The sequence below is a fragment of the Arthrobacter sp. 05T442 genome (assembly GCF_056395945.1).
The window spans coordinates 37,468-48,959 of record NZ_JBFTKM010000020.1; the positions used below are offsets into that span (position 1 = coordinate 37,468).

Genomic DNA, 11,492 nt, shown 5'->3' on the forward strand with positions numbered 1-11,492 from the left:
GCTTCCAGTCTAAGGAGATCCGGGCTCATCGGCTAAGCAGCAGCCGCTGGCCGTTCAGTTCTGCCGCGGAGGAGGTGAAGAGCCCGACGGTGGCGGCGGCCAGGTCGTCCACGTCGGTGAAGCCGGGGAACGCGCGTTCGGGGGACTTGGTGCGCATCGTCGCGTCCACGAGGGCCTTCACCACGAGGATGGCCGCGGCGCTCCGCTGCGCCACCGGGGCGTCCTTGTGGCCGGACTGGGCCCGGTGGAAGCCGTCTGCGACCGCCAGGGTCCAGGCTTCGGCGGCGGCCTTGGCCGCCACATAGCTGGCACCTCCCGCCGTCGGCTTGCTGACGGCTGTGGAGGAGACCATGGCAAAGCGTCCTGTGCCGGAGGCTGCGAGGTCATCGAAGAACACCCGGGTGACGTTGCGCAGGGTGGTGATGGCGCTCCGCTCCAGGAAGTCCCAGTCATCGTCGCTCTGGTCGGTGATGCCCTTCGCGCCGCGCCAGCCGCCCACGAGGTGGATGACGCCGTCGACGCTTCCGGCTCTTTCGGCCAGATCCGCGCGCAGGGCGCGGACGCTCTCCAGGTCCGCGAGGTCGCAGGTGAGCGGCGTGACGCCGGGACCGGCTTCGGCGGCGGCCGCTTCGATCCGTGGCCCGTCCGAGCCGACCGTGAAGACCGTATGGCCGGCCTCGCGGAGGGCGCGGGCGGCAGCGATCCCGGAAGGGCCGCTGCCGCCTGCAACCACGACGTTCAGGGTGCGTCCGGCGCTCATCCGGCGTTCATGGCCCGGGTGGAGCTGGCAGTATCGGACGTGCCGGTGATGCCGGCCGTGGACTCAATGACGGGGCGCATCTTCTTTTCCAGGGCCTCGTAGAACATCGAGAGCGGGAATTCGTCGTCGAGGACCTGGTCCGTGAGGCCGCGCGGCGGGCCGGCCAGCGGCAGCGCATCCGGACCCTTGGCCCAAACCGAGGCAGGGTTGGGCGTGACCGTGCCGGAGATCAGTTCATAGGCGGCCAGCCAGTGGGCCATCTTGGGGCGGTCGATCGAGCGCCAGTAGAGTTCCTCGATCCGCGCACCGAGTGCAACCACGACGTCGGCAACTTCGTCCCAGTCGATGCTGAGCTTGCTGTCGGTCCAGTGCAGGACGTGGTGCTGGTGCATCCACGCGAAGAGCAGCTGGCCGCCGAGGCCGTCGTAGTTGCGGACCCGGTTGCCGGTGATCGCGAAGCGGAAGATGCGGTCGAAGATGACGGCGTACTGGACAAGTTTGGCGTGCCGGCGGGCGTCCGGGTCAGCGTCCTCGTCCTTCTCGATCTTCACCGACTCGCGGAAGGCGGTCAGGTCGCAGCGCAGTTCCTCAAGCGAGTAAAGGAAGAACGGCATGCGCTGCTTGATCATGAAGGGATCGAACGGCAGGTCGCCGCGCATGTGGGTGCGGTCGTGGATCAGGTCCCACATGACGAACGTTTCCTGCGTCAGCTCCTGGTCCTCGAGCAGCGCGGCCGCATCCTCGGGCAGCTGCAGGGACGTGATGTCCGCGGCGGCGCGGAGCACGCGGCGGAAACGGGCCGCCTCGCGGTCGGCGAAGATCGCGCCCCACGTAAAGGTCGGGGTTTCCCGGACGGCGACGGTTTCGGGGAAGAGGACGGCGGAGTTGGTGTTGTACCCCGGAGTGAAGTCGAGGAAGCGGATCGGGACGAACAGCTTGTTGGAGTATTCGCCTTCTTCCAGTCCGGCGACGAACTCGGGCCAGATGACCTCGATCAGGACGGCCTCGACGTGGCGGTTGCTGCTGCCGTTCTGGGTGTACATCGGGAACACTACGACGTGCTGAAGCCCGTTGACCCGGTGCTGCTGCGGCTGGAAGGCCTGCAGGGAATCCAGGAAGTCCGGGACGCCGAAGCCGCTACCGGCCCAGCGGCCGAAGTCGGTGACAAGCAGCTCCAGGTAGCGGGCATCGTGCGGGAAGGACGGGGCCAGGGCGGTGACCGCTGCGGTGATGGTTCCGACGTGGCCGGCCGCGGCTTCGTGGGCTGCGGCATCCGGCACGGATCCGTCCTGGCTCTGGAGGGCCTGCAGGGCGGTGGCTGCGGCCTTGAGGCGCAGCCATTCCTGGTTGCCGGCCGTGATCGGGGCGGGGGCGGTGAGAGCGGTCGTGGTCATCGTCGACGGTCGCCTTTCTGGTTGCTTGGAACGTCTTTCTCGAGCGTAGCAAGCAATCAGAACCTCTAATGCAAAATCAGGCTGAGCATAAGAAACTATGTGGCAAGTGGGGCCGGCAGCCTGCCCCAGGTACAGCGGGGGCAGGGCTGCCGGATCCCGGTATGGAGCGGGGCCGAGGGGCCGGCGCCTGGTGCATGCTGCCTACGGGCGGGTCTCGTCCGCCGGGACCAGCTTCAGGGACACCGAGTTGATGCAGAAGCGCTGGTCCGTGGGAGTGCCGTACCCCTCGCCGTCGAAGACATGGCCCAAATGGGAATCGCACGTAGCGCAGCGGACCTCGACGCGCTCCATGCCGAGCGTGCGGTCGTGGATATAGCGGACGGTTCCATCCGCGAGCGGCGCCCAGAAGGAAGGCCAGCCGCAGTGCGAATCGAACTTCTCCTTGCTCGTGAACAGTTCGGTGCCGCAGGCCCGGCACTGGTACACGCCCGCAGTGTGGGAGTCCCAGTACTCGCCGGTATACGGCCGCTCGGTGCCGGCCTGCCGGAGCACCCGGTACTCCTCCGGGGTGAGCTCCTGGCGCCACTGCTCGTCGGTCTTCGCCGCGGCTGTCTTGTCCGCGACGGTCTTGTCTGTGGCTGACGTCTCCGCGGCTGTCCCGTCCGCGGGCGGTGACGCCGGAGCGACAGGGCCGACGGCGAGCGACGGGGCAACGGATGTGTTCTCTGACCTCTTGCTGAAGATGCTCATAGCCTCAATAACGCTCAGGAGTCGCCGATAAATCCCGAACCGGCGTACAAGTGCAGCACGGGCACGCCGAGCCGGTCCTGGGCCTTGTTGGCCCAGTCGGTGTGGAACGTGTCGGCCAGGGCGTGGGGACGGGTGATCACGACAGCCTGTCCGGCGCCGAGTTCCTTGACTTTGGCAACGAGGCCCTCAACGGCTCCGCCTTGGACCACTTCGCCGGTGACCCCGCCGCCGATTCCGCCCAGGGCCGCGAGCGAGGCGGCCAGGGTCTCGGCGGCTGCCGCCCGTTCAGCGGCGGGATCGTGCGCCTGGGCCGTGAGTTCACGGAAGGCCTTCGCGATCTCCAGCATGGAGAGGCTTTCCAGGAAGTCCACCACCAGGTGACGCTCGGTGTTGCCGGGGACCAGGACCATCAGGGCGGCATCACCGCCGGCAACCAGGGTTTCAATGTTGACGCGGTCATCCGCACCTAGGGGCTCTTCTGTCAAGATGACGATTGGATCACTCATGACCCCAGCCTAGTCGTGCACTTCCGGCCCCGCACTGTTGTGTCCGCGCGGGAAATCCCCGTGTCCGCTCCGGCGGCGGCAGGCCGTTGAACAGGCAGGATGCCTGCCTTGGCTGGGACTTCAGTCAGAATGGTGGCATGGCATCATCCCTGCGCCTCCTGGCAGACCCGCAACGGACCCCGGCCGCCCGTGAAGCCTCTCCCGTCGGGGAGGGCGCCGAGGCCATCGTGCCCGGAAGCGCCAGGTGGGCCGTCGGCGGCATCATCGGCGGCAGCGCAGCAGCGGGCCTGCTCGCGGCCGGTTCCTCGGCGCTCGCGCTCTATTTTGCGCGCCGCGTCATCACCCCGGCCCGGGTCCGCGAGCAGGACCAGGAGGTCCTGGCCGTGATTCGCGCCGGGCGCGGCCTGCAGGTCATCCTCGCGGCCACGCCGGATGCGACCGTGGACGGCGTCTACGGGCTTTTCTTCGATGGCGGCCGCGGCCACGCCCGGATCGGACGTATCCTGTCCTACTCTCCGGCCGAACGCACCGTGCTGCGCGAAGTCGAGGCCGTCTACAGCGGCGATCTCTCGACCGCGCGGCGCGGATCGTGGAGCGGTGCGGCCTATCCGGATCCCGCCACGATCGGCCTTGCCGCGGAGGAAGTCCCCATACCGGTCGACGGCGGGACCGCGCCGGCGTGGCTGGTCCGGGCCGCGCCGGCCTCGGACGTCTGGGCCATCATGGTGCACGGACGCGGAGCCACGAGGCAGGAAGGCCTCAGGGCTGTCCGCACGGTCCGGGACCTGGGCATGTCCTCTCTCCTGATTTCCTACCGCAACGATGGCCTGGCGCCCTCGGCCCAGGACGGACGCTACGGGCTGGGCTCCACTGAATGGCGTGACGTTGATGCTGCCATCAGTTACGCCCTCGGGCAGGGTGCGCGCGAAGTGGTGCTGTTCGGCTGGTCCATGGGGGGCGCGATCTGCCTCCAGACCGCTGACCTGTCGCGGCACCACCACCTGATCCGGGCGATGGTGCTGGACGGACCCGTGATCAACTGGGTCAACGTGCTGGCGCACCATGCCGAGCTGAACCGGATTCCTTCGGCCGTGGGCCGCTACGGCCAGCTGATGCTCGGCCATCCCCTCGGCCGGCGGCTGACGGGCCTGGCCGCCCCGGTCGACCTGAAAGCGATGGACTGGGTATCCCGTGCAGTGGAGCTCAGGACGCCGACCCTGATCCTTCACAGCGTTGACGACGAATACGTTCCCTACGGTCCCTCTGCGGCCCTGGCGGAGAAGAATCCGGACATGGTCACGTTCGAACCTTTCAGCACCGCCCGGCACACGAAGGAATGGAATGTCGATCCGGAACGCTGGGAGCGGCTGGTCACTGCCTGGCTGCGGCAGCAACTGGCCCCGCGCCCGAACCCCGGACAGCCGCATCCGGAGACGTGAGCTGCGCCGGAGTGGCACGCCGGCGATTTTTGGCGCTAACACCGGCGTCCGGGCCTTGGTGGTGTCAGTGCCTGCCGGTGCCGATCGGCGCCGTGCGCGCGTCCGTTAGACGGATCAGCTCCGACGGGTCCAGCTCAATATCCAGTCCGCGGCGTCCGCCGGAGATGAGGATCGTCTCCAGTTCCAGGGCGCTGTCGTCGATGACAGTGGGGGAGGACTGGCGCTGGCCGAGCGGGGAGATGCCGCCGAGGACATAGCCGGTCCGGCGCTCCGCCGACGCCGGGTCCGCCATCGCCGCCCTCTTGCCGCCGAGGGCCGCGGCCATCGCTTTGAGGTCCAGGTTTCCGCTCACCGGTACGACGCCGACGGCGAGCCGGCCGTCGACGTCGACCATCAAGGTCTTGAACACCCTGGCCGGATCGATGCCGAGCACATCAGCGGCTTCCATGCCGTAGCTGGCGGCCGTCGGATCATGGGCGTACGGGTGCGCGAGAAAAGGAACCCCGGCCGCCGCGAGTGCCGCGGTGGCCGGAGTCCCCTGGGACGTAAGTTTGCGGGCCACAGTGGATGTCCGTGGGGGTCAGGACTGCGGGGCCGCGGAGTCCGCGCGGGCCATCGCGGCCACTTTGCGCTTGATCCGGCCCAGCATCGCCGTCATGCCGCGCATGCGCAGGGGCGTGATGGCCCGGGTGAGGCCGAGCAGTTCCGGCATGTCGTCAGGAACCGCCAGGATCTCCGCGGCACTGAGCCCGTCGAGTCCTTCATGGAGCACACCGGCGAAGCCGCGGGTGGTCGGGGCCTCTTGCGGAGCTTTGAAAAAGAGCCGCACCCGGGCCGGCGCACCGTCGTCGGGTTCCTCGGTCTCGATGGTGAGGAACAGCGGCGTCTGGCACTCGACCACCTGCTCCATTAGCTCCGGGTGGTCCTTGAACCGTTCCGGAAGCTCCGGTAGTCCGCGGGAGAACTCAAGGAGCAGCTGCAGCCGATCGGATTCGGTCAGGGCCTGGAAGTCGTCAACGATGTCCGCCAGCGCGGCGGGGAGGGCAGAAGTATTCATCCCTCCCAGCTTACGCACGGCAGGCGTTTGTGTCCCGATCGGTTCCGTCCCCGGCCGCACAGGGCCGCCCGCTGCCCACTGCCCTATCTGGCCGCAGGGACGGTGCCGCGCTCGGCGCCCTTGACGATGGGAACGCGAACGGCGTTGCCCCACTCGGTCCAGGAGCCGTCGTAGTTTCGGACGGAGTCGAAGCCCAGGAGGTACTTCAGGGCGAACCAGGTGTGGCTGGAACGTTCGCCGATGCGGCAGTAGGCCACGACGTCGTCGCCGCTCTTGAGTCCAGCCTCACCCAGGTACAGTGCCTCGAGTTCGGGGCGGTTGCGGTAGGTGCCGTCCTCGGCTGCCGCGCGGGCCCACGGGATGGAGGCCGCCGTCGGGATGTGGCCGCCGCGCAGGGCGCCCTCTTCCGGGTAGGCCGGCATGTGGGTGCGCTGGCCGGTGTATTCCTCGGTGGACCGGACGTCGATCAGCGGCTTGCCGAAGTGGGCCAGGACATCGTCCTTGAAGGCGCGGATGGGGGCATCGTTGCGTTCCACGACGGGGTACTCGCCGGGGACCGGGACTGTGGTGTCCGTGGTGAGGGCGCGGCCCTCGGCGATCCACTTGTCCCGGCCGCCGTCCAGGAGCCGCACGTCCTCGTGGCCGAAGAGCGTGAAGACCCACAGGGCATATGCGGCCCACCAGTTGGACTTGTCGCCGTAAATGACCACGGTGGAGTCGCGGGAGATGCCCTTGGATGCGGCCAGTGCGGCAAAGGCCCCACCGTCGACGTAGTCGCGGGTGACCTCATCGTTCAGGTCCGTGTGCCAGTCGACCTTCACCGCTCCCGGGATGTGGCCGGTCTCGTAGAGCAGCACGTCCTCGTCGGACTCGACCACCACCAGCTTGCCGCCGTCGAGGGCGCCGGCCTCCAGCGCCGCGGCAAGCCACTCGGTGGAAACGAGGCGCTGCGGGTGGGCGTAGGCGGCGAACTTCTCGTTCTGCTCAACGGGGTAGGGCATTGCGATGGCCTTTCACTGAAGCGGTCGGGAGGCCGGGCCCTGGGGGAATCGAACGGGCGCCGGGCCTGGTACAACACTAGCCACGCCCGGGCAGGAATGCTCCACCTATGTTCACAGTCGGAAATATGGCCTTCATCACGCACCGGCCGCTGATGGGCCGTTGCCGCGGGCGTCCGGTCGGGTGGCCAACAAGCCAGGCCGGCAACGTGGCCAACAAACCCGGCCGGCATTGCCGGTATCCTTTCTGGGGACAAGAGACCAGCAGAACGGACCACCTTGGTACAGATCGAACAGCTCGCCGCCAGAACACCGGCAGTTTCCGTGGACGAACTCCTCAAGGGGTTCTATCCGTCGCCGCGTTTTGGCAAGGTGTCGTTTTCCAGCTACCGGCCGGATCCGTCCCAGCCCAGCCAGGCCCATGCTGTCCGTGAGCTGGAGGGTTTCGCAGCGGGTGTGGGCGCGCGCGACGGTGACGGCCTGTTCAAACGGCTCTTCGGCAAGAAGGACACCTCCCGGGCAGGGATCTACCTCGACGGCGGTTTCGGCGTAGGCAAGACCCACCTGCTGGCCTCGCTGTGGCACGCCGCCCCGGGACCCAAGGCCTTCGGCACTTTCGTGGAGTACACGAACCTGGTCGGGGCGCTGTCCTTCCGCAAGACCGTCGAGGCCCTGAGCCACTACAAGCTCGTATGCATCGACGAATTCGAGCTCGACGATCCGGGGGACACCGTGCTCATGTCCCGGCTCATGCGGGAACTCGCCGACGCCGGCGTCAAGCTCGCCGCCACCTCCAACACCCTGCCCGGTTCCCTGGGTGACGGCCGCTTCGCCGCCGTCGACTTCGCCCGCGAGATCCAGGTGCTGGCGGACCAGTTCGACGTCGTCAGGATCGACGGCGAGGACTTCCGCCACCGCGGCCTCCCGGCGGCGCCGCTGCCGCTGCGCAATGATGACCTGACGCACCACATGCAGGCCGAATTTGACGGCAAGACCGTGGCGCGGGATGAGTTCAGCACCCTCATCAACCACCTCGCAGGGGTCCACCCGAGCCGCTACCGGCAGCTTATTGAGGGCATCGAGGGCGTGGTCTGGAAAAACGTGCACACCATCACCGAGCAGGCCGTCGCGCTGCGCTTCGTGGTGCTGGCGGACCGGCTGTACGACAAGGACGTCCCCATCCTCGCCAGCGGTGTGCCGTTCGATCAGCTCTTCACAGAGGAAATGATGACCGGCGGCTACATGAAGAAGTACTTCCGGGCCGTCTCACGATTGACCGCCCTGGCCCGTGAGGGCCAGAACCACGAACCGTCTTAAGCCTTAATTCCGGGCGCGGGGTCACCTTCCAACGCAGGGTCACCAACGGCCGATCCTGACGCAACGGACGGACCCTTGGCCACCCCGCGTTAGGCCCTCGCGGTGGGCATCACGGTTGACAGGCATCTTTGGCCAAGAAACGCCAAAGGTGCCGGCGCCGCCTCTCGGCGGGACCGGCACCTCGGTGACGTACTTGGGTCAGAGGCCCTGCTGCCGGGGTTCCCCGGCTACAGGCGGCTCCCCGGCGACGGGAGTTTCGGCGACTGGGGCCGTCTGCGGCCGGTCGTCTGCCTTGTCCACGTAGTCGGAGGCGCCACGCTGCACTGCATCGATCTTGTCGGCGTACTTTCCGCCGGTCTTCGTGTCGACGAAATCGCCGGCCTTCTCGATGCCGTCCTTGATGGCTTGTTCATTGCCACCAATTACTTGCTGAGCCTTGCCCTTTAGATCGTCAAGTAAACCCACGGGCACCTCCCTTCGGTCGCGGAGCCAGAGCGCTCCTAGCGCTTTCGATCCTATCCGGCGGTGCTGGGCGTGCCAAGGGTGTAAGCCCAGGGGAGAAAGACCCGGTGGTAAGGCCTGAAACGTGGAACGGGCGGTCCCGGTGACAGACAAGAAAAAAGCAACCCCGGGGGAGCTGCTTTGTGTGGTGGGCGATACTGGGATCGAACCAGTGACCTCTTCCGTGTCAGGGAAGCGCGCTACCGCTGCGCCAATCGCCCGCAACCGGAAAGATCCGGAGTGGAGTTATTTGAATCTAGTACATAAGAGAGCGGACGACGAGATTCGAACTCGCGACATCCACCTTGGCAAGGTGGTGCTCTACCAGCTGAGCTACGTCCGCATTTTAGTCCATGCCGGCTGTGCCGGTGGTACTGCATCAAGCAAGTTCCCTTGCTCTGGTGGGCGATACTGGGATCGAACCAGTGACCTCTTCCGTGTCAGGGAAGCGCGCTACCGCTGCGCCAATCGCCCCTTGCATCCGGCCAAGACCGGAAACCAGGGTTTTCACCGAGGTGGGTACGGGATTCGAACCCGTGTATACGGCTTTGCAGGCCGCTGCCTCGCCTCTCGGCCAACCCACCGTGTAGGCAGGATTCCGAAGAACCTTTGCCGTGACAGTGTCCTGCGAGCGGACGACGAGATTCGAACTCGCGACATCCACCTTGGCAAGGTGGTGCTCTACCAGCTGAGCTACGTCCGCATTGTTGTCAGCATTTCCGCGCCGCAATCGGCATTTCCTCGCGTTCCAACGAGTAAGAACTCTATAGGAGGTTAGGGGAATCTACAAATCGCGCGGACGACCTTTCCTGCGGAGGGCCCTGCTTCGTTGGATTCTAGGGGATTTTACGAATTACAACGCTGTAATTCGGGGTGCGGTGCCGGGACCCGGGGGTCCTGCTCGCCAGCGCCCGACGGCGGCTTTCGGGGCGATCCCTCAGTGACGCATTTCGCTGCCCGGCCCGCGGGGGAGGGGTGGATTTCTAAAATCCGCCCCGGTGGGCTAGCATTCAATGTCGTTGGGGCGATTGGCGCAGTGGTAGCGCGCTTCGTTCACACCGAAGAGGTCACTGGTTCGAACCCAGTATCGCCCACCCACGAAATGGTCCGTTCCGCTCAGTCAGCGGGGCGGGCCATTTTTTGCTTTGCCCTCCTTGTCTGACCCCTGTGAAAGAGTCTTTCCATGACCGCTCCGCTCCTCGCCCACGCCACCGACCACGGCCGGATGTACGCTCGATCGACGTCCGAGCAATTCTCCGTCCCTTCGATCACCACGGTTATCGGACAGCAGCCCCATGGCCTCGACGGTTGGTTCGGATATATGGGAGCCAACAGCCTCGCCCAGGATCCGGCCCTTCCCGCCATCCTGGGGAGCCCGGCCAAGCTGCGTCAGGCGGTCAGCCGTGCGGCGAAGGCAGCGGAAACGTACCGGGACGACGCCGCGAAACGTGGGGACCGTGTCCACAACTATTGCGAGCAGGTTGCGCTGCGTGCCCTCGGCCGGCCGCACCAGATGAAGGAAACGCGGGAGGCCCTGGCGGCCAACGGCGAGGAAGCCTTCGCGGCCCGCTTCGACGAGTGGTGGGAGCTCTTCCAGGTGGAGCCGATCGCGCCGGAGATCACCGTCTGGAATAAGACGGTCGGCTACGCGGGCACACTGGACCTCGTCGCAAAGATCAATGGCCGCACCTGCCTTATCGACTACAAGACCAAGGGCACCAGCCGCGACGGCACCGTCAAGCCACTCGATGACAAAGTCGTCATGCAGCTCGTGGCAGGCATGAAGGCTGAGGAAAGCCTCGTCGATCCCGTGGCGGGGAAGTGGGAGGCCTGGCAACACGGCGAATCCCCGATCCTGCTGGCGGTCGCTGTAGGCGAGACGGAGGTCCGACCGCTGCGGGCCAATCCGGACGTCCTCAAGCACCACTGGTGGAAGTTCTGCGCCCTCCGCCGCGTGTGGGAAATGTCGGCTGACACGGCCACAGCCGGAGCGGCACTCCTCCCGCTGGCGCCGCCCGCGCTGGCCCCGGGCCCCCGGCGCTGAGATCGATGGGGCCGGCTCATCTCTCCACGAGTCCTGAGGTACTGCTCCAGTCCGGGACTGTGAAGCATGGTTCCGGCGCCGCTCCGCCCGGCGGTTGCCGCCACTAGGGGCGAGGGTCACTCGCCGGTGCCTCGGTCACGCCGCACCCTGTGGTTGCCCGGCTGGGCCGCCACTTACCGCCGCTGCCACCAGCGTTGCCATCACCGACCGCCACTGTCAGGGTAGTGCCGCCGTCACGCGGCCGCGCTGAGGTCGGCGGGTTTGAAGTAGTGGTTGCGGCGGGGGCGTTGCCGGGGGTCTATCTGGGGTGGCGGGATGAACCAGGGGATCCCGGTGCGGAGCTGGATGGTCCAGTGTTCTTTGTGGATCACGTGGTGGTGGTGGGAGCACAGCAGGGCCCCGTTGTCGGTGCCGGTGGTGCCGCCGCGGGACCAGTAGGTGATGTGGTGTGCTTCGCACCAGGGCGCGGGAATGGTGCAGCCGGGGAAGGCGCAGCCCTGGTCCCGGGCGGTGAGGGCCTTGCGGATGTGCGGCGGGAAGACCCTGGAGGCCCGGCCGATGTCCAGGATCCGGCCTTCGCCGCCGAGGACGACGGGGATGATGTCCGCGTCGCAGGCGATCTTCCGGACCGTGGAGGCCGTGACGGGCCCGGTGAACAGCAGGGTCCCCGTGTGCTCGAACGTCCGGCCTGCCTGCCCCGGGCCTGCCTGCTCCGGGCCGCCTGCC

At 67.0% G+C, this 11,492-nt stretch carries 12 protein-coding genes and 6 tRNA genes; 4 read left to right on the forward strand and 14 right to left on the reverse strand.

What is annotated here, in order from left to right:
* Positions 1-25: 25 nt before the first annotated feature.
* The 4 genes from AC1DES_RS16450 to AC1DES_RS16465 form a co-directional block, all read right to left on the reverse strand.
* Positions 26-760 carry an SDR family oxidoreductase gene (locus AC1DES_RS16450; protein ID WP_476896778.1) on the reverse strand — a complete coding sequence of 245 codons (735 nt, stop codon included), beginning with the start codon at positions 758-760 and terminating at the stop codon, positions 26-28.
* The gene (locus tag AC1DES_RS16455) at positions 757-2,154 is read right to left on the reverse strand and encodes a DUF6421 family protein (RefSeq protein WP_476896779.1); all 1,398 of its coding nucleotides are present in this window, start codon (positions 2,152-2,154) and stop codon (positions 757-759) included. The genes AC1DES_RS16450 and AC1DES_RS16455 overlap by 4 nt, the downstream gene beginning before the upstream one ends.
* 201 nt (positions 2,155-2,355) lie before the next feature.
* Positions 2,356-2,904, reverse strand: coding sequence for a peptide-methionine (R)-S-oxide reductase MsrB (gene msrB, locus AC1DES_RS16460; RefSeq protein WP_476896780.1), 549 nt, complete (start codon positions 2,902-2,904; stop codon positions 2,356-2,358).
* 14 nt (positions 2,905-2,918) lie between these two features.
* Positions 2,919-3,410 (reverse strand): hypothetical protein, encoded by a 492-nt coding sequence (locus AC1DES_RS16465; RefSeq protein WP_476896781.1) that lies wholly within the window; start codon positions 3,408-3,410, stop codon positions 2,919-2,921.
* 137 nt (positions 3,411-3,547) lie between these two features.
* Here AC1DES_RS16465 and AC1DES_RS16470 point away from each other — a divergent pair, with 137 nt between their 5' ends.
* Positions 3,548-4,849 carry an alpha/beta hydrolase family protein gene (locus tag AC1DES_RS16470; RefSeq protein ID WP_476896782.1) on the forward strand — a complete coding sequence of 434 codons (1,302 nt, stop codon included), beginning with the start codon at positions 3,548-3,550 and terminating at the stop codon, positions 4,847-4,849.
* A 64-nt stretch (positions 4,850-4,913) separates the two neighbouring features.
* Here the strand turns inward: AC1DES_RS16470 and ybaK are convergent, their stop codons facing one another.
* From ybaK to AC1DES_RS16485, 3 genes are all read right to left on the reverse strand, one after another.
* The gene (gene ybaK / locus AC1DES_RS16475) at positions 4,914-5,411 is read right to left on the reverse strand and encodes a Cys-tRNA(Pro) deacylase (RefSeq protein WP_476896783.1); all 498 of its coding nucleotides are present in this window, start codon (positions 5,409-5,411) and stop codon (positions 4,914-4,916) included.
* Between the two features lie 18 nt (positions 5,412-5,429).
* Positions 5,430-5,906 carry a SufE family protein gene (locus AC1DES_RS16480; RefSeq protein WP_476896784.1) on the reverse strand — a complete coding sequence of 159 codons (477 nt, stop codon included), beginning with the start codon at positions 5,904-5,906 and terminating at the stop codon, positions 5,430-5,432.
* A gap of 83 nt (positions 5,907-5,989) precedes the next feature.
* Entirely contained in the window at positions 5,990-6,907 is a 918-nt protein-coding gene (locus tag AC1DES_RS16485; RefSeq protein ID WP_476896785.1) for a sulfurtransferase, read from the reverse strand.
* A 276-nt stretch (positions 6,908-7,183) separates the two neighbouring features.
* Here AC1DES_RS16485 and zapE point away from each other — a divergent pair, with 276 nt between their 5' ends.
* Positions 7,184-8,221: a cell division protein ZapE gene (gene zapE, locus AC1DES_RS16490; protein WP_476896786.1), complete on the forward strand. Its 1,038-nt coding sequence runs from the start codon at positions 7,184-7,186 to the stop codon at positions 8,219-8,221.
* Positions 8,222-8,419: 198 nt separating this feature from the next.
* Here zapE and AC1DES_RS16495 read toward each other — a convergent pair whose 3' ends face one another.
* The 6 genes from AC1DES_RS16495 to AC1DES_RS16520 all read right to left on the reverse strand — a co-directional run bounded on the left by AC1DES_RS16495 (position 8,420) and on the right by AC1DES_RS16520 (position 9,425).
* A complete protein-coding gene (locus AC1DES_RS16495; RefSeq protein ID WP_476896787.1) occupies positions 8,420-8,686 on the reverse strand; it encodes an antitoxin in 267 nt (88 codons plus the stop codon).
* 182 nt (positions 8,687-8,868) lie between these two features.
* Positions 8,869-8,943, reverse strand: a tRNA-Val gene (locus AC1DES_RS16500).
* 49 nt (positions 8,944-8,992) lie between these two features.
* A tRNA-Gly gene (locus AC1DES_RS16505) sits at positions 8,993-9,065 on the reverse strand.
* 56 nt (positions 9,066-9,121) lie between these two features.
* Positions 9,122-9,196, reverse strand: a tRNA-Val gene (locus AC1DES_RS16510).
* Positions 9,197-9,235: 39 nt separating this feature from the next.
* A tRNA-Cys gene (locus tag AC1DES_RS16515) sits at positions 9,236-9,306 on the reverse strand.
* A 46-nt stretch (positions 9,307-9,352) separates the two neighbouring features.
* Positions 9,353-9,425, reverse strand: a tRNA-Gly gene (locus AC1DES_RS16520).
* Positions 9,426-9,744: 319 nt separating this feature from the next.
* Here AC1DES_RS16520 and AC1DES_RS16525 point away from each other — a divergent pair.
* Both AC1DES_RS16525 and AC1DES_RS16530 read left to right on the forward strand, forming a co-directional pair.
* Positions 9,745-9,816, forward strand: a tRNA-Val gene (locus tag AC1DES_RS16525).
* 89 nt (positions 9,817-9,905) lie between these two features.
* Complete coding sequence (locus AC1DES_RS16530) at positions 9,906-10,766, forward strand: cytochrome (protein ID WP_476896788.1); 861 nt, start codon at positions 9,906-9,908, stop codon at positions 10,764-10,766.
* 233 nt (positions 10,767-10,999) lie between these two features.
* Here the strand turns inward: AC1DES_RS16530 and AC1DES_RS16535 are convergent.
* Positions 11,000-11,492: HNH endonuclease (locus AC1DES_RS16535; RefSeq protein WP_476896789.1), on the reverse strand; the 493-nt coding region annotated here is incomplete at its 5' end.

What these genes read in the sequence shown, in the direction of transcription:
- AC1DES_RS16470 (WP_476896782.1), top strand. Translation starts at nt 3,548, where the DNA reads ATGGCATCATCCCTGCGCCTCCTGGCAGACCCGCAACGGACCCCGGCC.
- AC1DES_RS16450 (WP_476896778.1), bottom strand. Translation starts at nt 760, where the DNA reads ATGAGCGCCGGACGCACCCTGAACGTCGTGGTTGCAGGCGGCAGCGGC.
- AC1DES_RS16480 (WP_476896784.1), bottom strand. Translation starts at nt 5,906, where the DNA reads ATGAATACTTCTGCCCTCCCCGCCGCGCTGGCGGACATCGTTGACGAC.
- AC1DES_RS16485 (WP_476896785.1), bottom strand. Translation starts at nt 6,907, where the DNA reads ATGCCCTACCCCGTTGAGCAGAACGAGAAGTTCGCCGCCTACGCCCAC.
- AC1DES_RS16465 (WP_476896781.1), bottom strand. Translation starts at nt 3,410, where the DNA reads ATGAGTGATCCAATCGTCATCTTGACAGAAGAGCCCCTAGGTGCGGAT.
- AC1DES_RS16455 (WP_476896779.1), bottom strand. Translation starts at nt 2,154, where the DNA reads ATGACCACGACCGCTCTCACCGCCCCCGCCCCGATCACGGCCGGCAAC.
- msrB (WP_476896780.1), bottom strand. Translation starts at nt 2,904, where the DNA reads ATGAGCATCTTCAGCAAGAGGTCAGAGAACACATCCGTTGCCCCGTCG.
- AC1DES_RS16530 (WP_476896788.1), top strand. Translation starts at nt 9,906, where the DNA reads ATGACCGCTCCGCTCCTCGCCCACGCCACCGACCACGGCCGGATGTAC.